The 22,904-nt window shown below is 63.8% G+C and carries 24 protein-coding genes and 2 tRNA genes; 16 read left to right on the top strand and 10 right to left on the bottom strand.

Annotation, left to right across the window (positions count from 1 at the left end; translation table 11 throughout):
* Nucleotides 1–138: 138 nt before the first annotated feature.
* From EL2594_RS03120 to EL2594_RS03105, 4 genes are all read left to right on the top strand, one after another.
* A complete protein-coding gene (locus EL2594_RS03120; RefSeq protein ID WP_011413599.1) occupies nt 139–1,173 on the top strand; it encodes a LacI family DNA-binding transcriptional regulator in 1,035 nt (344 codons plus the stop codon).
* A 119-nt stretch (nt 1,174–1,292) separates the two neighbouring features.
* Nucleotides 1,293–2,843, top strand: coding sequence for an MFS transporter (locus EL2594_RS03115; RefSeq protein WP_011413598.1), 1,551 nt, complete (start codon nt 1,293–1,295; stop codon nt 2,841–2,843).
* Nucleotides 2,836–4,239 carry an alpha-amylase family glycosyl hydrolase gene (locus EL2594_RS03110; protein WP_011413597.1) on the top strand — a complete coding sequence of 468 codons (1,404 nt, stop codon included), beginning with the start codon at nt 2,836–2,838 and terminating at the stop codon, nt 4,237–4,239. Before EL2594_RS03115 ends, EL2594_RS03110 begins: the two co-directional genes overlap by 8 nt.
* A 43-nt stretch (nt 4,240–4,282) precedes the next feature.
* The gene (locus tag EL2594_RS03105; RefSeq protein WP_011413596.1) at nt 4,283–5,179 is read left to right on the top strand and encodes an HpcH/HpaI aldolase/citrate lyase family protein; all 897 of its coding nucleotides are present in this window, start codon (nt 4,283–4,285) and stop codon (nt 5,177–5,179) included.
* Nucleotides 5,180–5,219: 40 nt separating this feature from the next.
* Here EL2594_RS03105 and EL2594_RS03100 read toward each other — a convergent pair whose 3' ends face one another.
* The 3 genes from EL2594_RS03100 to EL2594_RS03095 all read right to left on the bottom strand — a co-directional run bounded on the left by EL2594_RS03100 (nt 5,220) and on the right by EL2594_RS03095 (nt 6,367).
* Nucleotides 5,220–5,504 carry a GIY-YIG nuclease family protein gene (locus EL2594_RS03100; RefSeq protein WP_011413595.1) on the bottom strand — a complete coding sequence of 95 codons (285 nt, stop codon included), beginning with the start codon at nt 5,502–5,504 and terminating at the stop codon, nt 5,220–5,222.
* 262 nt (nt 5,505–5,766) lie between these two features.
* A complete protein-coding gene (locus EL2594_RS15290) occupies nt 5,767–5,907 on the bottom strand; it encodes a hypothetical protein (RefSeq protein WP_011413593.1) in 141 nt (46 codons plus the stop codon).
* Between the two features lies 1 nt (nt 5,908).
* Nucleotides 5,909–6,367, bottom strand: coding sequence for a MaoC family dehydratase (locus tag EL2594_RS03095; RefSeq protein ID WP_011413592.1), 459 nt, complete (start codon nt 6,365–6,367; stop codon nt 5,909–5,911).
* 125 nt (nt 6,368–6,492) lie between these two features.
* On the opposite strand from EL2594_RS03095, the gene EL2594_RS03090 reads away from it, so the two are divergent.
* The 4 genes from EL2594_RS03090 (at nt 6,493) to accC (ending at nt 9,392) form a co-directional block, all read left to right on the top strand.
* Nucleotides 6,493–6,906: a holin family protein gene (locus tag EL2594_RS03090; protein WP_011413591.1), complete on the top strand. Its 414-nt coding sequence runs from the start codon at nt 6,493–6,495 to the stop codon at nt 6,904–6,906.
* Nucleotides 6,907–7,014: 108 nt separating this feature from the next.
* The gene (gene aroQ, locus EL2594_RS03085; RefSeq protein ID WP_011413590.1) at nt 7,015–7,446 is read left to right on the top strand and encodes a type II 3-dehydroquinate dehydratase; all 432 of its coding nucleotides are present in this window, start codon (nt 7,015–7,017) and stop codon (nt 7,444–7,446) included.
* Nucleotides 7,447–7,574: 128 nt separating this feature from the next.
* Nucleotides 7,575–8,033, top strand: coding sequence for an acetyl-CoA carboxylase biotin carboxyl carrier protein (accB, locus tag EL2594_RS03080; RefSeq protein WP_011413589.1), 459 nt, complete (start codon nt 7,575–7,577; stop codon nt 8,031–8,033).
* Nucleotides 8,034–8,042: 9 nt separating this feature from the next.
* Nucleotides 8,043–9,392, top strand: a complete 1,350-nt coding sequence (accC, locus tag EL2594_RS03075; RefSeq protein ID WP_011413588.1) for an acetyl-CoA carboxylase biotin carboxylase subunit — start codon at nt 8,043–8,045, stop codon at nt 9,390–9,392.
* Here accC and EL2594_RS03070 read toward each other — a convergent pair.
* Nucleotides 9,389–9,667 carry a hypothetical protein gene (locus EL2594_RS03070; RefSeq protein WP_011413587.1) on the bottom strand — a complete coding sequence of 93 codons (279 nt, stop codon included), beginning with the start codon at nt 9,665–9,667 and terminating at the stop codon, nt 9,389–9,391. The genes accC and EL2594_RS03070 overlap by 4 nt on opposite strands.
* A gap of 218 nt (nt 9,668–9,885) precedes the next feature.
* Entirely contained in the window at nt 9,886–10,350 is a 465-nt protein-coding gene (locus EL2594_RS03060; protein WP_011413585.1) for an Lrp/AsnC family transcriptional regulator, read from the bottom strand.
* 219 nt (nt 10,351–10,569) lie between these two features.
* Between EL2594_RS03060 and EL2594_RS03055 the strand changes: the two genes are divergently transcribed.
* The 4 genes from EL2594_RS03055 (at nt 10,570) to EL2594_RS03040 (ending at nt 13,620) form a co-directional block, all read left to right on the top strand.
* The gene (locus EL2594_RS03055) at nt 10,570–12,351 is read left to right on the top strand and encodes a histidine kinase dimerization/phospho-acceptor domain-containing protein (protein WP_011413584.1); all 1,782 of its coding nucleotides are present in this window, start codon (nt 10,570–10,572) and stop codon (nt 12,349–12,351) included.
* Between the two features lie 27 nt (nt 12,352–12,378).
* The gene (locus EL2594_RS03050) at nt 12,379–13,365 is read left to right on the top strand and encodes a polysaccharide deacetylase family protein (RefSeq protein WP_011413583.1); all 987 of its coding nucleotides are present in this window, start codon (nt 12,379–12,381) and stop codon (nt 13,363–13,365) included.
* A gap of 76 nt (nt 13,366–13,441) precedes the next feature.
* Nucleotides 13,442–13,518 (top strand) — tRNA-Ile (locus tag EL2594_RS03045).
* A 25-nt stretch (nt 13,519–13,543) separates the two neighbouring features.
* Nucleotides 13,544–13,620, top strand: a tRNA-Pro gene (locus EL2594_RS03040).
* Between the two features lie 199 nt (nt 13,621–13,819).
* Here EL2594_RS03040 and EL2594_RS14845 read toward each other — a convergent pair.
* Together EL2594_RS14845 and EL2594_RS03025 are read right to left on the bottom strand one after the other, a co-directional pair.
* Nucleotides 13,820–14,683: a hypothetical protein gene (locus tag EL2594_RS14845; RefSeq protein ID WP_011413582.1), complete on the bottom strand. Its 864-nt coding sequence runs from the start codon at nt 14,681–14,683 to the stop codon at nt 13,820–13,822.
* Nucleotides 14,684–14,792: 109 nt separating this feature from the next.
* A complete protein-coding gene (locus tag EL2594_RS03025) occupies nt 14,793–16,043 on the bottom strand; it encodes a S8 family serine peptidase (protein ID WP_041685021.1) in 1,251 nt (416 codons plus the stop codon).
* A 75-nt stretch (nt 16,044–16,118) separates the two neighbouring features.
* Here EL2594_RS03025 and EL2594_RS03020 point away from each other — a divergent pair, with 75 nt between their 5' ends.
* Nucleotides 16,119–16,610, top strand: coding sequence for an RNA polymerase sigma factor (locus EL2594_RS03020; protein WP_041685616.1), 492 nt, complete (start codon nt 16,119–16,121; stop codon nt 16,608–16,610).
* Nucleotides 16,607–17,338, top strand: a complete 732-nt coding sequence (locus tag EL2594_RS03015; protein ID WP_011413579.1) for an anti-sigma factor family protein — start codon at nt 16,607–16,609, stop codon at nt 17,336–17,338. The genes EL2594_RS03020 and EL2594_RS03015 overlap by 4 nt, the downstream gene beginning before the upstream one ends.
* 88 nt (nt 17,339–17,426) lie before the next feature.
* Here the strand turns inward: EL2594_RS03015 and EL2594_RS03010 are convergent, their stop codons facing one another.
* Together EL2594_RS03010 and EL2594_RS03005 are read right to left on the bottom strand one after the other, a co-directional pair.
* Nucleotides 17,427–17,771, bottom strand: a complete 345-nt coding sequence (locus EL2594_RS03010) for a hypothetical protein (RefSeq protein ID WP_011413578.1) — start codon at nt 17,769–17,771, stop codon at nt 17,427–17,429.
* A 105-nt stretch (nt 17,772–17,876) separates the two neighbouring features.
* Entirely contained in the window at nt 17,877–19,256 is a 1,380-nt protein-coding gene (locus EL2594_RS03005; RefSeq protein WP_011413577.1) for a M28 family peptidase, read from the bottom strand.
* A 138-nt stretch (nt 19,257–19,394) separates the two neighbouring features.
* On the opposite strand from EL2594_RS03005, the gene EL2594_RS03000 reads away from it, so the two are divergent.
* On the top strand, nt 19,395–19,616 hold the full coding sequence (locus EL2594_RS03000; RefSeq protein ID WP_011413576.1) for a hypothetical protein: 222 nt from the start codon (nt 19,395–19,397) through the stop codon (nt 19,614–19,616).
* Between the two features lie 197 nt (nt 19,617–19,813).
* On the opposite strand, the gene EL2594_RS02995 is transcribed toward EL2594_RS03000, so the two are convergent.
* On the bottom strand, nt 19,814–21,025 hold the full coding sequence (locus EL2594_RS02995; protein ID WP_011413575.1) for a GGDEF domain-containing protein: 1,212 nt from the start codon (nt 21,023–21,025) through the stop codon (nt 19,814–19,816).
* Between the two features lie 202 nt (nt 21,026–21,227).
* On the opposite strand from EL2594_RS02995, the gene ettA reads away from it, so the two are divergent.
* The gene (gene ettA / locus EL2594_RS02990; protein ID WP_011413574.1) at nt 21,228–22,901 is read left to right on the top strand and encodes an energy-dependent translational throttle protein EttA; all 1,674 of its coding nucleotides are present in this window, start codon (nt 21,228–21,230) and stop codon (nt 22,899–22,901) included.
* Nucleotides 22,902–22,904: the final 3 nt, after the last annotated feature.

The following is a 22,904-nucleotide window of genomic DNA, read 5'->3' as shown; positions in this document are numbered from 1 at the left end:
TATGTTTGTGCGGTGCAGCATGGGGCTGTGTCACCGTTCTGCAACAAGAGCCGCAAACCGACTCGCCATGCATGTCGCAGGCCAAAGGGCTAGCTACTTTGCCGTAAAATCGGCTAGGCTCCCATGCGGAGAGAATGAATGGGCCGCGCGCCAACGGGCAAGCCGACCAGTTTCGATATCGCATATCTTGCGGGGGTCTCGCAGCCGACCGTGAGCCGAGCCTTGCGCGGCGACAAATCCGTCAGCGACGCGACCCGGCAGAAGATCGAGAAGATCGCGCGCGAGCTTAAATACACGGTCGACAAGAATGCGAGCTCGCTGCGCACGCAGCGCTCCAACACGATCGCCCTGCTCTTCTTCGAGGACCCAACGCCCGATGAAAGCATGATCAATCCGTTTTTCCTGGCGATGCTCGGCTCGATCACCCGCGCCGCCTCGAAGCGCGGGCTCGACCTGCTGATCTCGTTCCAGCAGATGGAGAACGACTGGCACACGCAGTACCAGGACAGCCACCGGGCCGACGGGCTGATCCTGCTCGGCTATGGCGATTATACGCTCTACGAAGAGCGGCTGCAGCAACTGGCGCGGCAGGGCACGCATTTCGTACGCTGGGGAAGTGTGCGCGACGACAATATCGGTGCGACGATCGGTTCGGACAATTTCGGCGCGGGCCGCACGGCGGGCGAGCACCTGGTCGAGATCGGCTGCAAGCGCGTCGCCTTCCTGGGCCAGGCCGACGAGCACTATCCCGAGTTCGCCGACCGCTATGCAGGATTAGGCGCCGCGCTGGAGGCGGCCGGCCTGGACGTCGATGACACATTGCAAGCCGATGCCCTGACAAGTGAGGAGGAAGGGTACGCCGCTGCCAGGTCTTTGCTCGATGCAAACCGAACCTTCGACGGCCTCTTCGCTGCAAGCGACCTCATCGCCACCGGCGCATTGCGCGCGCTGGCGGAGGCGGGAAAATCGGTGCCCGGCGATGTCGCGGTGATCGGTTTCGACAATATCCCTGCCGCAGCGCTCACAGCGCCGCCGCTTACCACGGTGATGCAGGACATGCGCGGTGCGGGGGAAGCCTTGCTGGCATCGCTGGTCGAACAGATCGACGGGGCGGACGCGACATCGCGCACCCTGCCGACGACACTGGTGAAGCGCGCAAGCACCGGCGACTGAGCCAGCGCGCACCCGGCATCACATTCGTATGCGTCTTGCCCGGTGCCGCGCACCGTGCCAGCGATGCAAGGATGGATTTACGCGAGCGCGCATGAGACGCGCCGTGCCGGGGAGAGAGAATGGCTACATCGACGGCGCAACCGCGCCTCAAACCGCGTCAGAGCTTCTGGGGCCTGTGGAACATAAGCTTCGGCTTTTTCGGCATCCAGATCGGCTTCGCGCTGCAGAATTCCAATATGAGCCGGGTCTTCCAGACGCTCGGTGCCAGCATGGACGACCTGCCCGCGCTATGGGTCGCCGCGCCGCTGACCGGGCTGATCGTCCAGCCGATCATCGGGCATCTGTCGGACAAGACCTGGAACCGGCTCGGCCGTCGCCGCCCCTATTTCCTGGTCGGAGCGATTTTCGCGGCATTGTCGCTGTTCGTCATGCCGCTCGCCCCGCTGATCGCCGCGCCGCTGGTGTTCGCCGCTGCGATGCTGTGGGTGCTCGATGCCTCGCTCAACGTGTCGATGGAGCCTTTCCGCGCCTTTGTCGGCGACATGTTGGGGACCGACCAGCACAGCGCAGGCTACGCGGTGCAGACCGCTTTCATCGGCACAGGCGCGGTTGTCGGTTCGATCTTCCCCTTCTTCCTCGAACAATGGGGCGTCAGCAACGTCGCCGCCGATGGCGGCATTCCCGACACGGTAAAATGGAGCTTCTGGTTCGGAGCCTTCGCGCTGTTTGCAGCGGTGTTGTGGACGGTCGTCACAACGAAGGAATATTCGCCGGAGGAAATGGCCGCCTTCGACGGACCGCCCGCCCAAGAAAGCCAGCAGCCTATCAGGGCGCTGGCGGCGAAGAGCTATCTCTCGAGCGTCGTCTGGATGGGGTTCGGCCTAGTCGTCATCCTGTCGGTCGACGCGCTCGGGCTGGAGAAGGAGGTCCTGCTGCTGGGCGCGCTGCTCGCGGTGTACGGCCTCCTGTCGGCCTTCGCGATTTCCATGGCCAAGAGCGGCCAGCGGGCTAACATGCTCTCCAGCATCGTCGGCGATTTTTCCGGCATGCCCGAAGTGATGAAGCGGCTGGCGCTAGTCCAATTCTTCAGCTGGTCGGCGCTGTTCATCATGTGGATCAATACCACGCCGGTCGTCACGCAATATGTTTTCGGCAGCACCGACACGACCACCACCGCCTATAACGACGGCGCGAACTGGGTGAACGTGCTCTTCACGGTCTATAACGGCGTGGCGGCGATCGCCGCGCTCGCGCTGCTGCCGTGGCTCAGCCGGACCTTCGGGCAGGTGAAGACGCATTCCATCTGCCTGACGCTTGGCGCGCTTGGCTTCCTGATGTTCTTCTTCGTGCGAGACGCCAATGCGTTGCTGGTGGCCGAAGTCGGCATCGGCATCGCCTGGGCAAGCATCCTCGCCATGCCTTACGCCATTCTTGCCTCGAACCTGCCGCAACAGAAGCTCGGCATTTTCATGGGCCTGTTCAACGTCTTTATCGTCGTCCCGCAACTGCTGGTGGCGACGGTGATGGGCTCGATCATGCAGGCCTTTTTCCCGGGCGAACCGATCTGGACGATGCTGTTCGCCGCCGCGAGCTGGCTGATCGCCGCTGCCGCGATGCTGCGGGTGCAGGCGGCCCTTCCCTCCACTTCACCGGAGACTGCCGATGCGTAAATACGCCCTTCCCGCCCTCGCTGCGCTGCTTGTCGGCGGAGCGGCTTTCGCGATGACCGAGGGCGTGTACGAGCCGGAAGCGAATGCGTGGGAGCCGCAACAATATGTCGAGCTGACCAATCCCGAATGGTCGAAAGATGCGGTTCTCTACCAGATCAACACGCGCCACTTCACGCCGGAAGGCACCTTCGCCGCAGCGCAGGAAGAGCTGCCGCGTCTGAAGGAACTCGGCGTCGACATATTGTGGCTGATGCCGATCCATCCGATCGGCGAGGTCAACCGCAAGGGCACGCTGGGCAGCCCCTACTCGGTCAAGGACTATTACGGGGTGAACCCCGAATTCGGGACCGAGGAAGAGTTTCGCACCTTCGTCGATGCGGCGCACGAGCAAGGCTTCAAGGTCATCCTCGACCTCGTCGCCAACCACACCGCCTGGGACCACCCGCTCGCCGAGGAACACCCCGACTGGTACGAGAAGACCTGGGACGGCGATTTCCGCCCTACGCCTTGGTGGGACTGGTCCGACATCATCGATCTCGACTGGTCCAAGCCCGGCGTGCGCGAACATGTCGGCAGGGCGATGGAGATGTGGGTCCGGGATTACGGGATCGACGGTTTCCGCGCCGATGTCGCGGGCTATGTCCCGGTCGATTTCTGGGAGACCATGCGCGCAAGGCTCGATGCCATCCGCCCGGTTTTCATGCTCGGCGAAGTCCAGCAAAGCGCATGGCACCGCGCCGCGTTCGATGCGACTTATGCATGGGACTGGCACAACACCACCAAGCGCGTTGCCAAGGGCGATGGCAACGCCACCAGCTTCTACGGCTACTATGCCGAGAACGAGAGCCTGTGGCCGCGCGAGGCCATGCGCATGACCTATATCGAGAACCACGATGCCAACGCGTGGGAAGGCACGCTGTACGAAAACTACGGCGACGCGCTGCAGATCATGACCGCGCTCAGTTTCACCGGCGAAGGCCTGCCGCTGATCCATAACGGCATGGAAGCCTGCAACGCCAAGCGGCTGGAATTCTTCGAGCGCGACCCGATCGACTGGGACCAGAACCCTGACTGTACCTATGGTGACCTGCTCAAGGACCTGATCGCCTTCCGCGATGCCAATCCGGCGCTGCACAACGGCAAATGGGGGGCGCGGATGCACAGGGTCGAAAACAGCGCGCCCGAGCAGCTGTTCGGCTGGGTGCGCGAGCAGGACGGCAACAAGGTCGTCGGCCTGTTCAATATGAGCACACGGCCGGTGAACGCGACGCTGAGCGACGGGATCGCAGCGGGCACCTACACGGCATTCCGCGAGGAGGGCGAGGCGACCCTGGCCGAAGGCGACACCGTCACCCTCCCGGCCTGGGGCTTCCGCCTGCTGTCGGCAAAGAAGTAGCGGATATTTGCATGTCGGCCCTGCCGCGCTAACGCTGGCGCGCATGACCGATCACCAACCGCACGTCACCTCCGCCCGTTCATGGTTGTTCGCCCCCGGCGACAGCGAAAAGAAGATGGACAAGGCCGCCGCGAGCGAGGCCGATATCGCCATCTTCGACCTGGAAGACGCGGTTGCGCCCGAGGCCAAGCCCGAAGCGCGCACCCTGGTCCATGACCGGATCGCGCGCGGGGACGACGACGCGCGCAGGCGGCTGTGGGTGCGGATCAACCCGCTCGACACCGACATGGCGGCGCAGGACTTGGCCGCAATCATGCCCGCGCGGCCCGGTGGCCTGCTGCTGCCCAAGTCACGCGGGCGCGGCGACCTCGAGCGGCTGGACGATTTTCTCACCGCGCTGGAAGCCGCCAACGGCATCGCGCTCGGCACTACCCCGGTGCTGGTGCTCGCGACCGAAACGGCAGGTGCTGTGTTCCATTGCGGCGACTATTCCGGCGCGCCGCGGCTGGCGGGGCTGACCTGGGGCGCGGAGGACCTGTCCGATGCGCTCGGGGCGAGCGACAATCGCGGGCCGGACGGTACCTACGATCACCCATATATCCTCGCCCGCAGCCTGTGCCTACTGGGCGCGCGCCATGCCGGGGTGCAACCGGTCGAAACCATCCACGCCGACTTCCGCGATCTCGACGGCCTCGAAGCGCGCGCCCGCGACGTGAAGCGGCAGGGCTACACCGGCATGCTGGCGATCCACCCGGCGCAGGTCGAGGTCATCAACCGCGTCTTCACGCCGAGCGAGGAAGAACTCGCCGCCGCGCAAGAGATCGTCGATATCTTCGCCGCCAACCCCGGCGCGGGGACGATCGGGCATAACGGCAAGATGCTGGACCGGCCGCATCTGGATAGAGCGAAGGGGTTGTTACGGGCGGCTGGGCGGATTTAGCCGCGACCGTCATCCCAGCGAAAGCTGGGATCTCTCTCAATCAAACGAGAGTACCGTAAAGGTCACTCCACTCCGCATTGGCTTTCTCGATTAGCTCAACCTTCCACTCACGCTTCCAGGCCTTCATCGCCTTCTCGCGAGCAATGGCGTCTCGGATGTCATCATGTGGCTCAGCATAGACCAAACGTTTCAAACCATATCGCCGACAAAACGCTGCGCCCTCGCCTGAACGATGTTGAGTGACCCGGGCAGCGATATCAGCTGTCACTCCGACGTAAAGAACGCCGTCGCGCTTGTTGGTCATGATGTAGACCCAGCCACCCATCTCATTGAGCTAGCACTGTGCTGAAAGAGATCCCAGCTTTCGCTGGGATGACGGGCTTTTGTTTGGTCACTTTTTCGCCCAGTAGGCAAGGTAGTCAGGGTGCTCGCTGAACAAGGCCTCAAAGCTCGGTTCAACGACGCCAAGCAAGTGGACCTCACGCTCATTTAGATCGGGCCAGTCCTGAATCGAAATAGCTTGGCATCTCAGCACTCGACCGTCGTCCATGAGCATGTTGAGCAACTCGCTTCGATCGCCGACGTAGTCACCGTTGATGCAATTTGCGTGCTTCGACATAGAATTCGGTGGGTTCGAAACTCGCCATTGCGACGCCCATTGGCGGATCGAGATGCATCACCTCAGCGGTACCGATCAGCGTTGCACCCTCGAAGATCGAGAGGCGCACTCTACCCCTCCACCGGCCGCTTCAACTGCAACCCAGAACGCTTGCACGTCGCCACAACCTCGTCCTTCTGGTTATAGGCCCGGTGTTCAAACGTCACGATCCCCGCGTTCGGCCGCGACTTGCTCTCGCGCAGACCGACGATCTCCGTCTCGATCCGCAGCGTATCGCCATGAAACACCGGCGCCGGAAAGCGTACTTCGTCCCAGCCGAGGTTCGCGACCGCCGTCCCCAGCGTAGTGTCGTTCACCGAAATTCCCACCATCAATGTCAGCGTGAAGCACGAATTGACGATGCGGGTCCCGTAATCGGTGCCTTTCATATATTCTTCGTCGAGATGCAGCTGGGCCGGGTTGTGCGTCATGCAGGTGAACATGACATTGTCCGTCTCGGTCACCGTGCGGCGGATCGGGTGCTGGATCACCTGCCCCACTTCCATTTCATCGAACCAGATACCGGCCATGCATTCCTCCTGAAACTTTGTTCCGCACGCGATAGCCGAGCGGCGTAAGTCGGCACAATCGTTTTCCTACACGAACCTATTTGGATAGTTGAGCGAGTCCCACCAACCCTAAAGGACCTTCTGCCATGGCCATTCTCGAATCCCTCATCGGTCCGGTCGCCTCGATCATCGACAAGGTCATTCCCGACAAGCAGGCCCGCGCGCAGGCCAAGCTGCAATTGCTCGAACTCGAAGGCACGCAGGAGTTGAAAGCTATCGAAGCACGCCTTTCCGCCATCGTCGCCGAGGCGCAATCGCCCGATCCCTGGACCAGCCGCGCCCGGCCGAGCTTTCTCTACGTCATGTATGTGATCCTGCTGTTCGCGCTGCCAATGGGCCTCATCGCGGCGGTCTCGCCCGCCTCCGCCACGGCCATCGCCACCGGGATCAACGCCTATCTCAACGGGCTGCCCGAACCGCTTTATGCGCTCTTCGGCACCGGCTATCTCGGCTACACCGCGGCGCGCCAGTGGGGCAAGGTGAAGGGCGTCGAGAGGTAGGGGCGTGCAGGGGGCGCTTTTTCGCTCCTGGACAGTGGTCCATGCGGTCCATGTCTCGGCCCGCATTCACTCTTCCCGGCCCCAGCCTGAACGGTTAGAGCGGATCGCATGGACACTGTCTTCATCCTCAACGGCCCCAACCTCAACCTGCTCGGCACGCGGGAGCCGGATATCTACGGTCGCCAGAGCCTCAACGATATCGAAGCGATGTGTGCGGAAACCGCAGGTGCGCTGGGGCTGCAAACCGTATTTCGGCAGAGCAACCACGAAGGCCAGCTGGTCGACTGGCTGCATGAAGCCAGAGAGCGTGGGGCGAAGGCTGTCCTGCTCAATGCCGCGGCCTATACGCACACCTCGATCGCCCTGCTCGATGCGATCAAGGCGATCGAGATGCCGGTGATCGAGGTGCATTTGTCCGATCCGGAGACCCGCGAAGACTTCCGCCATATCTCCTATGTCGGCATGGCCGCTGCCGCTACGGTTCAGGGGCTTGGCGCGCAGTCCTATGTGGTGGCGCTGGAGAAGGCGGCGGCACTCTAACGCACCACAATATCGCCCCAATTCAAGCCTTGCGCCGGAACGCTCAGCCGCGCATACGGCTGGGCTTCGGGACAATAACAGGGACAAATATGGCCGACACGAAGCGTAGCTCCGCTCGCAGGAACGGAATGGATGTGGACACCGCGCTGGTTCGCGAACTCGCCGAACTGCTGGGCGAGACGGGCCTGACCGAAATCGAAGTCGAGGATGGCGAGCGCAAGATCAAGGTCTCGCGCGGTGGCGTTGCTGCGGCTGCACCGGCACCGATGATGGCTGCTCCTGCTGCTGCCCCCGCTCCTGCACCGAGCGCGGCTGCGCCTGCGACCCCAGACGCCGGAGGCGGCGAGGATCATGCCGATGCGCTCAAGTCGCCGATGGTCGGCACCTGCTATCTCGCGCCCGAACCCGGGGCGGACAATTTCATCAAGGTCGGCGACAGCGTCAGCGAAGGCGACACGCTGCTGATCGTCGAAGCCATGAAGGTAATGAACCCGATCACTGCCAACACGAGTGGCACGATCAAGGCGATCCTGGTCGAGAACGCGCAGCCGATCGAATTCGACCAGCCGCTGGTCGTCATCGCTTAAGGACCGTCCATGGGTATCCAACGCATCCTTATCGCCAATCGCGGCGAGATCGCGCTGCGCATCCACCGCGCGGCGCACGAAATGGGCATCGAGACGGTGGCGGTGCACTCCACCGCCGATAGCGATGCCATGCATGTGCGACTGGCGGACCATGCGGTGTGCATCGGCCCTCCGCCCGCGACCGACAGCTATCTCAACCAGGCCGCGATCATCTCCGCCGCCGAGGTTTCAGGTTGCGACGCCATCCACCCGGGCTACGGCTTTCTCTCCGAAAACGCCAAGTTCGCGGAGATCGTCGAAGCGCACGATATCAAGTGGATCGGCCCCAAGCCCGAACACATTCGCACCATGGGCGACAAGGTCGCCGCCAAGCAGACCGCGGGTGAGCTTGGCCTGCCGCTTGTGCCGGGCAGCGAGGGCGCAGTTTCGGACTATGACGAAGCGCGCAAGATTGCCGCCGAAATCGGCTATCCGGTAATCATTAAGGCCGCCTCGGGCGGCGGCGGTCGCGGGATGAAGGTCTGCGACAGCGCGGAGAAGCTCGAGGGCCTGATGAAGCAGGCTGGTAGCGAGGCCAAGGCCGCTTTCGGCGATGCGACGGTCTATATCGAGAAATATCTCGGCAATCCGCGCCATATCGAGTTTCAGGTCTTCGGCGACGGCAATGGCAGCGCGATTCATCTGGGCGAGCGCGACTGTTCGCTGCAGCGCCGCCACCAGAAAGTCCTCGAGGAAGCGCCCTCCCCCGTGCTCGACAGCGCCGAGCGGCACCGGATGGGCGAAATCTGCGCCGATGCCATGCGCAAGATGGCCTATCGCGGCGCGGGAACGATCGAATTCCTGTGGGAAGGCGGCGAGTTCTACTTCATCGAGATGAACACCCGCCTGCAGGTCGAGCATCCTGTGACCGAGGCCATCACCGGCGTCGACCTGGTGCGCGAACAGATCCGCATCGCCGACGGCAAGCCGCTCTCGGTCAATCAGGAAGAGATCGCCTTCACCGGCCATGCGATCGAATGCCGCATCAATGCCGAAGACCCGTTCACCTTCGCGCCGTCACCCGGCAAGGTCAGCCATTACCACCCGGCGGGCGGCATGCACGTGCGCGTCGATTCCGGGCTTTACGCCGGCTATTCGATCCCGCCCTATTACGACAGTATGATCGCCAAGCTGATCGTCTACGGCCGCAACCGCGAGGGCTGCATCATGCGCCTGAGGAGGGCGCTGGAGGAGATGGTGGTAGAAGGCGTCAAGACCTCGATCCCGCTGCACCAGGAATTGCTGCGGCAGGACGACGTCCTCAACGGCGACTACAGTATCAAGTGGCTGGAGGAGTGGCTGGCGACGCGGGAGGCTTAGCTTTCAGCAACTTTAGCCTGAACGGAGATGTCTTTGGTTCGAATTTCACCGATAAGTTCAGACACCTGCTCTTCGCTTAATCCTTTTGAACTCAAAGCTCTTCTTATGTCGTCCACTTCGACAACGACATCGATATCATGCAGGTTTTTGTGAATGTCCTGTTTTGCCTGGGCAACCTCGGCATCATATTTCCGGGTGTTCAAAAAAGTCACAAGCAATCCGGCAAGTGACACTGCAACACCGGCGATCGCAGGAATGGCCCCTTCAATAGACATGTCAGGATCCTCGCAGCATTAACAACATGGCATAGGATATAATCCACATCACCACAGAACCCAAGCTGAACCAGAGCACATTTTCCACCCAGCCCTCAGTCCAATAGATCCCTGCCGCACCGATGAACAAGGCTGTGGCAAGCGTTTGTACGATGCTTGCGACCAGCTTAGTCTGCTCATTATGGACAATATTACTTTTTGTCATATGAAACCGTCACTCACCCCAGCGGCACGCCCGGTTCATGCTTGGCGGTGCGGATCGTCAGGCTGGTCTTCACGCTCGCCACATTGGGTGCGGGCGTCAGCTTGCTGGTCAGGAATTCCTGGAAGCTCTGCAGGTCTTCGCTGACGATCTTGAGGATGAAATCGATCTCGCCATTGAGCATGTGCACTTCGCGCACTTCGGGCAGGTCGCGCATGTGCTCTTCGAATTCGCGCAGCGCGTCCTCGGCTTGGCTCTTGAGGCTGACCATGGCGAAAACGGTGATCGCGAAACCGAGCTTCGAAGGCTCCAGCTCGGCATGATAGCCACGGATGACCCCCGATTCCTCCAGCGCGCGGACACGGCGCAGACACGGCGGCGCGGTGAGACCGACACGTTGGGCAAGCTCGACGTTGGTGATGCGACCTTCGGACTGCAGTTCTGCGAGCAATCGGCGGTCGATTTCGTCGAGATTGGCCATCTGCGCGGTTCCCCTTGTCTGCACCCTCTCTCGCACGATTGCGAAACGATTACAGAGGGCTGCACCTGTTCTGGCTAATATTATTGTCCATGACAGCAATTGTCCCGCTTTGCAACGCGTCACGAAGCTGTGGCACTTAACCTCTCGTAAACTGTTAGTGCAGCGCCAGCTGCCGCATTGTGCGGCTGCACACGATTCCCCTGGAGCGCCCGCGCACCCATGCATTTCGACGATCGCCTCGCCACAGTATTGCGCCACCGCGCAAGCGGCGAACGCGCGGCGCGGACGCAGTTCCGTCAGTTGCTCGATCTGCTCGGGCGCGCGCGACACGGTCGCGACGAGAAGCTGCTGGCGGCTGCCTGGTTGAGGCTGGGCGCGCTGGGGGAGACCATCCCGGCTGCGGATCGGGCGCGTATGATCGCCGAGCCTTCGTGGCGCTTCGAAAATGCCGAGCTGGCCGCGCATTTCGCCGAGGACGAGCCTGCCGTGGCTGCGGCGGCCCTACAGCGCGCGCAACTGGACGAGGACGATTGGGAAGCGCTGATCCCCCGCCTGCCGGTGCGCGCGCGGGGATTCCTGCGCTTGCGGCGCGACTTGCCCGCAAGGGCCGAGCGCATTCTCGATCGCCTGGGCATCCGCGACCGTGCGCTGCCGCTGCCGCAACAGAGCGAGCCGCTGGTATTGTCGAACGAAGACGCGGTCGACGAAGACGAACTGACAGAAGATTTCCCCGAGGTTAAGGAGCCTGCAACGCCAGTCCCCGCCAACGATGCCGGCCCCGATCAGGATGCCGACCGGCCGGAATCGGTACAGCGGGCGGACGAGCCTACCCCCATCGCCGCTTTGGTCGAACGGATCGAAGCGTTCCAGAAAAACCGCAACGAGGCCAAGGCCAGGCTGGAGGAGGCCAGTCCGAGCCAGCTCGATCCACCCTTGCCATTCGTCGAGCTGCAGGACGCCGAGCGCGCGCCGCTCGAAGACAGCGTCACCTTCACCACCGACGGTGAAGGCCGGATCGACTGGGCGGACAACGATGTCTCGGCCATGCTGCGTTACCTCAAATTGCCCGACGTGCTGTGCGATGCCGACCGGATCGCGATGCGGCGCCATGCGCTCCTGTCGACCGTACCGATCTCGCTCGACGGCGCGCCCGCGATTGCCGGCGAATGGTATCTCGATGCTGCACCGCGCTTCGATCCAATCGGGGGGCGTTTCACCGGTTACGCCGGAAGGCTGCGGCGGGCGGAGCCCAACCAGCCCGATCCCGAGGCCGAGGAAAGCGACCGCATTCGCCAATTGCTCCACGAGCTTCGCACGCCGGTGAACGCCATCCAGGGCTTTGCCGAAGTCATCCAGCAGCAGCTCTTCGGCCCCACCCCCAACGAATACCGCGCGCTCGCCGCCACGATTGCAGGCGACGCCGCGCGCATCCTTGCCGGATTCGACGAGCTCGACCGATTGGCCAAGCTGGAGGCCGGTGCGCGCGAGATCGAGGTCGGCGATGCCGATCTCTCGACCATCGTCGCAGGACAGATCGCGCAGCTCGGCGAGATTCTCGCCACGCGCAATGCTGGCTTGAAACCTGCCATCGCCACCGGGTGCCGCATCGCCATCGATACCGCTGAGGCCGAGGCGATGAGCTGGCGCCTTCTGGCCGCGCTCGCTGCCAGTCTTGCCCCCGGCGAAGAGGCGCAGGTCGCGCTTACCCAACGCGACGACCAGCTCACGCTCGATTGCCACTTGCCCAAGGCGCTCGCCGGGAAAGACGACATCTTTGCCGCAGAGGCGCGCAAACAGGCGAGTGCCGGTCGTCTCAGCGCGGGAGCGTTCGGCAGCGGCTTTGCCTTGCGGCTCGCCCGCGCCGAAGCCCGTTCGGCGGGCGGATCGCTCGCAAGAGTGGATGACCGGCTGGTCCTCACCCTGCCAGCCTTGACCGTGGCCGAGGCCGAACCTAGCCCCGAAACCGGGTCGTATGGAGCCGCGCAACCGGAAGCATCCTGACGCGGCGCTTTAAGGAAAGCTCAGGCCATGCAACGCCTGCCGCCAATCGGGAATTTCGCCGCATTCGAGCCGGGCTTCGCGCCGCGCTACCTGTTGACGGTCGATACGGAGGAAGAGTTCGACTGGGAAAGTGAATTCAGCGCCACCAGGCACGGTCTCGATCATGTGCGCCACATCGCCCGCTTCCAGGAATTCTGCGAGAATCTGGGTATTTCGCCGGTCTATCTCGTCGACTGGCCCATTGCACAATCAGAACTGGCACAAGAAATCATCGGCGGTGCCTGCGCGCGCGGGACCGCGGAAGTCGGCATCCAGCTTCACCCCTGGGTCAATCCGCCGTTCGAGGAAGAGGTCAACGCCTACAACAGCTATGCCGGCAACCTGCCGCCGGATCTCGAGCGTGAGAAATTCCTGAATCTGCGCGACGCGATCGAGGCAAACTTCAACGTAGTCCCGCAGATTTATCGCGCCGGGCGGTATGGCACCGGACCTTCGACCGCAAAAATGCTCGCGCAGGCCGGGATCGCGATCGACACCTCGGTCCGTTCCAAATTCAATTATGCGAAGGGAGCGGGTCCCGATTACGGCCTTCATCCGCTCAAGCCATGGTGGGTCGGCGAAGACCACAAGCTGCTCGAATTGCCGGTGACGTCTGTTTTCTGGGGCTTGCTGCGACGTTCTGCCGACAGGCTCTATCCGCTGGCGACGAAAATCGAACCGATGGCGGGCTTGCTATCGAAGCTCTCGCTGCTCGAGCGGATCGCGCTCACGCCCGAAGGCGTGTCGGTGGAAGAGGCGCTGCGCGGGGTCGACATCGCCGTCGACGACGGCCTGCCGATCATCGTGCTGTCGTTCCACAGCCCCTCGCTCGCGCCCGGCTACACGCCCTATGTAAAGAACGACGCCGATGTCGATGCGCTATACGACTGGTTTCGCCAGGTCTGCGGGTATCTCGGCCAGCGCGGCGTTCGGCCCACGACCGTCGCGGAGATCATCAAAAACGTGCACGCCTAAGCGTTCGGTTGCGCATTCGGCTTGCCCTTTGCGCCTGCGCAAGCTAGCGGCGCGATCCGGGACATCCGTTCAGCGTGGGCCTGTAGCTCAGTTGGTTAGAGCTGGCCGCTCATAACGGCTAGGTCGCGGGTTCGAGTCCTGCCGGGCCCACCAGAACGGGTCCCGTATGAAAATCGGTCGGGGAGTGGCGCAGCCTGGTAGCGCACCTGTTTTGGGTACAGGGGGTCGCTGGTTCGAATCCAGTCTCCCCGACCAGATTTTCATGGCTTGCAAACGTCCTGAGGGACTTCCGCTGGTGCCCTTCCGCAGAGGCAAGCTTGGGACCATCCCAGCATGAAACTTAAACTCACCGCCCCATCAACAGGTGGAGGCGGGCACCGGATGGGTGCCCGCCTCGCGGGGTGTGCGTGTCGACAGGGAGGGTGGCGACACGCTCGGGAGACCTGCTTGAGCCTTAGTTGGCTTCGCCGCCTTCGGCCGGAGCGCGTTCGCCGCTCGAGGCCTGGCCTTCGGCGCTGCCGGCGACCAATGCGTTGCCGCTGGCGCTGAACATGCCGGCCGGGAGCGTGCGGGTGACGCGGCCCTGCTGGACGACGACCTCCTGCACCTGCCCGCGGCTGTCGGCGACGACCTGGCGGACCGTGCCGAGCGAGGCGCCGTTGGGCGCGATCACCGGCATGCCGGGCGTGACGCTGGCGGTGTCCTGGCCGGCCGAAGCGGCGCTGCCGGCGACGGCGAGCGGAGAGCCGATCAGCGAAGCCGAACCGCTGCCCTGTGCGGAACCTTCACCACTGGCGCTGCCACCGACCGCGGGGAGGCCCGGCATCGGCGCGCTATTGGCGACACCGCGTGCTGTCGACCTCGCGCGTCCTGCTGCACTGCCGGCGAGGTTGCGCGCCTGGCCTGCGACGGGTGCGACTGCGCCGGTCACGGCATCGGTGCCGATCAGCTGTGCATTGGCGCTGCCCTGCCCGCTGGCCGAGCCGCTGCCATTGGCCGAAGCCATGGAGGGTACCGGCAGGTCGGCAAGGCTGGCGGTCGAAGCCACGACCGAGCCGTTGGCGTTGCGATTGGTCGAAACGCGGCCATTGCGCGCATCGACCGACTGGTCGCCGCTGGTCGAGGCAGAGCCGTCGACCGTACCGCGCACGGTGCGGGTGGTGCGATCGATGGTGCTGCCGATCGAAGTGCCGACGGTGCTATCGACGGTTCCGCCGATCGATCCGCCAGCACCGCCGCCGAGGCCGCCAAGCAACTGGGCCTGGGCGGCAACAGGGATGAGGGCGATTGCACTTGCTGTGAGGATGATCTTTTTCATGTTCGTTTCCTTTCAGTCTCGTGGCGAGGCCGAACCCGGTGGTTCACATGCTCGCTCAGGAAGGAAACGGATGGGCCGCGCGGTTTAATTCATGCTGCGCGCACTTTTTTCATTTTTTCTGCGCGCAGCCGCCGCACAGCAGGCCGCGCCCGAAGACGGGATCGGGGCCTTTCCTGCCGAGATCGCGCGTTTCGGCATCGAGTGTGCGACGCCAGTTGCCGCCGGCCTGCAGAGCCGCCGCGAGACGGGCGGCGGCCAGCGGCGCCGCGAAGGAGGTTCCGCGAAGCTTGGTCGGCTTGCCCCGCGCGTCGAGGCCGTACACATCGGCCCCCGGGGCAGCATAATCGAGATGCAGCGCGCGCCCGGCCTCGATCAGCGCGCGACCGTGCTTGTCGACGCCGGTCACCGCCACCACGCCGGGATAGGAGGCCGGATAGGCCGGCGGTGCGGCGGGTCCGTCGTTGCCGACAGCGGCGACCACGACCACGCCTTTGCGCTGGGTCGCCGCGATGGCTTTCTCCAGCACCGCGTTGCGCGGCCCGACCAGGCTGATCGTGATCACCCTGCTTCCGGCAGCGACGAGATACCCGAGCCCCTTGGCCATCGCCAAGGCATTGCCGCCCGCCGGGTCGGTCCCATAGACATCGGCCACGCGAATGCGCGTCGCGCCTGCGCTCTTCAGCAGCGAGGCGACCGCCGAGCCGTGATTGGAAGCGACCGGCGCCCCCTTGGCGAAGCCTTTCGTTTGCAGCACACGGACCGAAGGCCCCGGAGCCCCGTCGATCACACCGACATCGACGCCGATCGACGACGCGGCCTGCAGCGCTGCAGTGCCAGCGAGACCGCCCGCACTCTCCGCCGCGCCAGACTGGAAATGCAGATTGTCCGCGCTGATATCCGCCCCCGGAGCGAGACGCCGGGCGAGCGCTTCGGCATCGGCCAGCGGCAGCTCCGGCGGGACGCCCAGGCGCACGACCGACAGGTCCAGCCCCTCGATCCGCTCGCTCGACAGCACCGTGAAACCCGCTTTGTTCAGTGTCGGCACAAGCGCCATGTCGAGACCGGTGGCGAGCAGCTCTCCGCGGCGCGCCAGATCGCCCCGTGCGTCGCGCTCGATCGTGTCGCGGTTGCGGCGTAGCAGGCGCGACAGGTCGCGTTCGCGCGCTCTCAGCAGCGCTGCCGCCTCCCGCCGCGCGCTTGCCTCGACGTCGCGCAATGCGTCGCGCGCGGTGTCGGTCACCCCGCCCAGTACGCCGCCTGGATCTGGCACCTGCACCCCCGGCAACGCCACTTGCGCAGCAAGCGGAGCGGCCAGGAGGGCGAGCAGGGCCATGGCGGTGGGCAGAATTCGGCGCATCATTGTCTCGTTTCCATTTTTTGCCTTAAGCACGGATTAAACGCACCGCGCCGCTCGTTTAATCCGTGGAAGGCACAGATTCTGACTGAAGGCTTCGAACAGCAGGTGCTCGTATTGCTGCCGCGTCTGCGGCGCTTTGCGATCGGGCTTGCCGGCTCTCCTGCCGACGGCGACGACCTGTGCCAGATGACCCTCGAGCGCGCCCTCACCCGCCGGGACCAATGGCAGGAAGGGACACGGCTCGACAGCTGGATGTACCGGATCATGCGCAATATCTTTGTCGACGAGAAACGCAGCGGCGCGCGCCGCGCCCAGACCTTCGTGGACGCGGAGGCCGGCCTGTTGGTCGGCTCCGACGGCGCACAGGAATCTGTCGTCGAGCTGTCCAACGTAGACCGCGCGATGCAGCAATTGCCCGAAGACCAGCGCGAAGCCGTGCTGCTCGTGATGGTTGAAGGCTATGCCTACAAAGAGGCTGCCGAAATCGTCGGTTGTCCCGTCGGCACGCTCAACTCGCGGCTGGTCCGCGGGCGCGACGCCTTGCTCACCCTGCTGGAGGACGCGGCATGAGCGTGACCGACCAACAGATCGCGGCCTATGCCGATGGCGAATTGACCGGCGACGCGAAAGCGCAGGTCGAAGCGGCTGTTGCCGCCGACCCCACGCTTGCTGCGAAAGTTGAGTCCCATCGCGCGCTCAAAAACAAACTGGGCGCCCATTTCGCGCCGATCCTCGACCAGACCGTACCGAGCCAGATGACCGACCTGCTCGCCGGTGCGAAGGACACCGCCGGTGACGGCATCTCCGACAGTTCCAGCGCGGAAGTCGTCAGCTTTGCCGCCGAGCGCCAGAAGCGCGGTCTTGCGCCGATGATGCGCACATGGGGGCCGATTGCCACCGGGGCGATCGCCGCTTCGCTCGTGCTCGCGGTGTTCCAGCCATGGCAGAGCGGGCCGGCGCTCGAAGGCTATGCCGATACGCAACTGGCCGAGGCGCTCGACACGCAACTGGTCGCGACGCAGGAGCGCGACGCGGCAACGCGGGTGCTGTTGAGCTTCGAAGCTGGCGACGGTTCGCTCTGCCGCGCCTATCGCAGCGGCGAGACCGGCGGCATTGCCTGCCGCGACGACACCGGCTGGAAGATCGAACGCGAACTCGGTCTCGGTGACGCCCAGTCTACCGAGTTTCGCCAGGCCGGGAGCGAGGCAGACCTGCTCTCCGCGGCGCAGGAAATGTCGTTCGGCGGTGCACTCGATGCAGAAGCCGAAGAGGCTGCCAGGGAACGCGGCTGGCGCTGAGGCGACGGCGCTCGCTTTTCTTCCATTACCTACGCACAAAAAAGGGGCCGGTCGAAACCGGCCCCTTCGTGCTTGGGATGGTCAGTGATCAGAAGACCGTCACGATCCCCTGGCGATAGCCCTTCTTGGCCATCTTCTTGACGTAGTCTTCGCGCTCGTCGCGCAATTCGAAAGCGTATTCTTCCCACGCATCGCGCAGGTCCTCGGTGTCGCTCGCGCGGTTCAAATCGCTGCGCAGTTCCTTCTGCGCTTCTGTGATGTCGATGCGGTAATCGAACCACAAGCTGTTCTCGATCCCGGCGATCGGCGCGGTGATGATCTTCTCTTCCTCGCTGCGGGCCAACGCCTCTTCATAGAGCATCGGCACTGCCGCCTGCGCGGTCGCGGCCAATGCCAGGGCGCCCATGGCGATGGTGGTCTTGGTCAGTTTCATCTGTCGTCTCCATTCGTTTCCGCCCGGCCCGCTACGGGGCCGGTCGTCGGGAAAACGGATGCAGCGACGGGTTTAATCCCCAGTCAGGCGCATTTTTTCGCCAACCTATTGCCCGGTCTGGATATTTTTCGGCTCGTTGGCGAGGATGCCGACGACCTGGGTCCACACCGCAACGTTCTGGCGCAGCTGCGCCTTGTCGATTTTGTCGAGCGTATCGTCCGGCGTATGGTGCAGGTCGAAATAGCGCGTGCCGTCCTGTTGCAGGTCGATGATCGCGGTGCCCTGGTCACGAGCGATATTGATGTCGGCCCCGCCGCTCGCGACGATGGTCGAGTTCGATACTCCGAAGCGCGCGACCGAGGCGGCGAGGCGATTGTGCAGGTCGGGGTTGCTCTCGCGAAAGTTGCTTTCGAAGCGCCAGATCCGATCCGCGCCGAAATCGCTCTCCAGCGCGACGGCGATAGGCTCGTCGATATGCGCTTCGGAATAGGCGACCGAGCCGAACAGGCCGACTTCCTCGGCACCCGCCATCAGTACGCGAATGGTGCGCAGACGCTGGTCGCCAAGACCGGCCAGTCGCGCGGCTGCCGCGACAATACCGCATCCCGCACCGTCGTCGAACGCGCCCGGCGCGTTCCACCAGCTGTCGATATGGCACGCGACCAGCACGGGAGGCAGCGATGGGTCACGCCCGACGATTTCACCGACTACATTGCCGCTGGTCGTGGTGCCGAGACTGCGCGGCGTCAGCGTGAGCTTGAGCGTGATCGGCGCGCCGGATGCACGCTGGAACATGCGCTCGAGATTGGCTGCATCGGGCAGGCTCAGCGCGCCGGCGGGGATCGGCGCAACGCCTTCGGGGAAGCGGATGACGCCGGTGTGGGGATTGCGGTGATAATCGGTGCCGATCGACTTGATGACGATGGCGACCGCGCCCTTCTGCGCCGCCAGCCCAGGTCCGACGAACCGCGCCGCGCCGAAATATCCGTAATGCGATCCGTCCTGAGTCGGAGTCATCGCGTGGCTGACGAATGCGATCTTGCCCGCAAGGCTTCCGTCGGGTGCAGCCTGCAGATCGGCTATGGACGGGAAGTAAATGACCTCGGCCGTGACTCCTTCCGGGCCGGTAGAAGCGCTGCCGCCGAGCGGCTGGACCACGAGCGGCTGGGGATAGGGGTTGACCACTTCGGCCTTGTGCACACTGCCCGGCACCCAGGTTTGCATGTCGAACGGCTCGTCGGCGACGTTTTCGAAGCCGGCGTTGCGCAGCCATTGCATCGCCCAGTCGCGGCCGCGCTTCTCCGCCTCTGTGCCGGCCTGCCGGGGGCCCACTTCGGTGGTGATCCCTTCGACGAAACCCCAGGCCATCGTGTCGGCCTCAAGCGCCAGGTCGGCGCGAGCTTCGAGGGTCGGCGGGGGACCGGGGTTGGCGACAGCCGGACAGGTGAAGGCGACGCAAGCGAGCGCAGTGACGAGTTTCTTCATGACCAGCGCTGCTATCTGGCTTGCCGATGCAAGTCCATACCGCCGCTCGAGACATTCGCTTCGCCGCTGAATCGACGCAATATTGGAACGCATTTTCAAAGACTTGGTTATTGTTAATGGAGGGTGAGGAAACGTGCCATGACGCTTTACAAACTGCTACTCCCCGCCGACGACACCGGCACCGCTCACAGTTTCGAGATAGAGGCGCGCACACCGTGGCTCGCAGTCGAAAAATCGCGGGGCCGGATCGGGCCTGACGGCGCCGAGATATATCAGGGCAAGAAATGTCTCGGCAGGGTCCGGCGGGTTACGTCGGGTCGGTCGCCGACATGGATGATCGATATGCCCGAGGCAACCTAGCGTGGCCTTAGGCTAGTGAGACCTTAGACGGCGGACACCCGTGACTCCGTTTCGGCGGTGTCGCCGTTTCGCGCTTCGACCATGATCGCTGCGCCCTCTCATTCACCCCACCCCCAGGCTGGAAAGCGTGATGGCATGTGCAGGTCAAGATGCCGCTGGTTCGGGTACTTGCGGCCGGAAGCGAAGCCCTTCGCGAGCTAGGCCGATGCCTTCCGCAGGGCCCTAGCGCCGACCGCCGGCTCTTGGGTCGCTTCGCCCGGCAGTTCCCGCTCGGCATTCTCCACACGGTTGCGACCCTTCGCCTTGGCCGCGTAAAGCGCCGCGTCGGCCCGCGCGAACAGCGCGCGGTAGGTTTCGCCCTCACGCGCGGTTGCGACGCCGAAGCTGGCAGTGAGGCGGATATTATCGCTAAGCCCGGCATGTTCGAGACTACCGAAGGCCTCGCGGATGCGGTCGGCCAGCCGCTCGGCCGGTTCGTTCTCGCAGTTCCATACCGCGATGCAGAATTCCTCGCCGCCGATCCGGCCCCCGATGTCGCAGCCGCGAACGGTTCTTTGCACCAGTTCCCCGAAGCCTGAGATGGCTTCATCGCCGGCCTGGTGACCCCAGATGTCGTTCACCTGCTTGAAATGATCGATATCGGCGACAACCAGGCTGAGCGGTCGGCGCTCGGTCTGGGCTCGCGGGATGAGATCGCGCATCGAATCCTCGAAAGCGCCGCGATTGAGCAGCCCGGTCAGCGGGTCGCGCTCGCCGCTCTCGCGCAGGTCCTTCGCCCATTCGGCGATGGTCGCTCCCAGCAGAACCATGGCCGTGCTGACCGTTTTCACGCCGAGCACCAGCCCGATCAGCGAATAGTAGATCGAGTCGCGATAGACCTCGGCCGGGATCGACCGTTCGAACAGCAGAGTGAGGGTGGGCCGGACGAGGAAATCGACCGCCTGGAACGCCATGATGGCGATGATCGCCACGCTGATGATATCGCGACGGCGCGCGGTCAGTAGCGTCGTGACACCCATCGCGAACATGACGCCGTAACCGATGTTGACGATTACCAGGCGCGGCCCGACGTCGTTGGATAGGCTCGTCGTCAGCGCCAGGGTCAGCGCGCTGACGACATAGACGAAGGCGAGGCTGCCGATGTGAAGCCGCTGCCCCGCCCGCTCGCACAGCGCGCCCAGCAGCACGATACACCCGAGGCTATAGAATGCCTGCGTCGCATGGAACACGTATAAGGCTTCGGGCGGCAGGAAGTGCGTGGACAGGAAACCGCAGGCGAACAGCGCGTAGGAGACGGCAAAGCCGAGCACGTGACGATTCATCCGGCCGAGGTGCCAGAACAGCGCAAAGGTCGCCGCGAAGACGAGCGCCATGAGCGGCGTCAACAGCCCCAGAATCTGCGTTTGCATCGCCCCGCCGCACTCCCTTTCAGGCGCGATAGGGCGATTGGGTTAATGGTCTGTTGTGAGTTCGGGCGGATCGCGCGCTAAATTTCAGCCGCCTCGGCCACCTGCCCGTACGCGCAAAGCTCGCTTGCCCCACGCGCCCGCACCCCCTATCTGCGCAACGCAAATCCAGCCACAGATTCCCGATTTTTCAAAGGATCCGCCGATGTCCGCGCAATACGCCTATGTCATGAAGAACATGACCAAGAGCTTCCCGGGTGCCCAGAAGCCGGTGCTTACCAATATCAACCTGCAGTTCTACCAGGGCGCCAAGATCGGCATCGTCGGGCCCAACGGTGCGGGCAAGTCGACCCTGATGAAGATCATGGCCGGGATCGATACCGATTTCAGCGGCGAGGCATGGCCGGGCGAAAACATCACTGTCGGCTACCTGCCGCAGGAACCGCAGCTCGACGAGAGCAAGACCGTGCTGGAGAACGTCAAGGACGGCGCGCGGCACATTGCGGACAAGGTGGACGAGTACAATTCCATCGCGGCACAGATGGCGGAGCCCGATGCCGATTTCGAAGTGCTGGGCGAAAAGATGGCCGAGCTGCAGACGGAGATCGACGCGGTCGACGGCTGGACGCTCGACAACCAGCTCGAAATCGCGATGGAGGCATTGCGCTGCCCTCCCGGCGACTGGCCGGTCAATGACCTGTCGGGCGGCGAGAAACGCCGCGTCGCGCTCACCCGCCTGCTGATCCAGAAGCCCTCGATCCTGCTGCTCGACGAGCCGACCAACCACTTGGATGCCGAAAGCGTCGAGTGGCTGGAGAACCACCTGAAGGAATATGCCGGCGCGGTGCTGATGATCACCCACGATCGCTACTTCCTCGACAATGTCGTCGGCTGGATCCTCGAGCTCGATCGCGGCACCTATTATCCTTACGAAGGCAATTACTCGACCTACCTAGAAAAGAAGGCCAAGCGCCTTGAACAGGAAAGCCGCGAGGAAAGTGGCAAGCAGAAGGCGCTCGCCCGCGAGCTGGAATGGATCCGCCAGACGCCCGCTGCGCGCCAGACCAAGTCCAAGGCGCGTATCCGCAAGTTCGACCAGCTGCAGGAAGCGCAGAGCGACCGCAAGCCGGGCAAGGCGCAGATCGTCATCCAGGTACCCGAGCGGCTCGGCGGCAAGGTGATCGAAGCCAAGAACCTGACGAAGGCCTATGGCGACAAGCTGCTGTTCGAAGATCTCAGCTTCACCCTGCCCCCGGGCGGCATCGTCGGCGTGATCGGCCCCAATGGCGCGGGCAAGTCCACGCTGTTCCGCATCATCACCGGGCAGGAAGAGCCGGATAGCGGCAAGCTGGAAATCGGCGACACCGTGCGCCTCGGCTATGTCGACCAGAGCCGCGACGACCTGACCGCGAGCAACAATGTGTGGGAGGAAATCTCCGACGGGCTCGATTACATGAAGGTCAACGGCCACGACATGAGCACGCGCGCCTATGTCGGCGCGTTCAACTTCAAGGGCGCCGACCAGCAGAAGAATGTCGGCAAGCTCTCCGGCGGCGAACGCAACCGCGTCCACATGGCCAAGATGCTTAAGGAAGGTGGCAACGTGCTGCTGCTGGACGAGCCGACCAACGACCTCGACGTCGAGACATTGGGCGCACTGGAAGAAGCGATCGAAAACTTCGCCGGCTGCGCCGTGGTCATCTCGCACGACCGCTTCTTCCTCGACCGCCTGGCGACGCATATCCTGGCGTTCGAAGGCAACAGCCACGTCGAGTGGTTCGAGGGGAACTTCGAGGCGTATGAGGAAGACAAGCGGCGCAGGCTCGGCGATGCGGCGGATCGGCCGACTAGGTTGGCGTACAAGAAGCTGACGCGGTAAACG

The organism is Erythrobacter litoralis HTCC2594 (assembly GCF_000013005.1).
GTDB lineage: Bacteria > Pseudomonadota > Alphaproteobacteria > Sphingomonadales > Sphingomonadaceae > Parerythrobacter > Parerythrobacter litoralis_A.
Note: the sequence above shows the minus strand (reverse complement) of the source record. Positions and strands in the feature narration are given on the sequence as shown.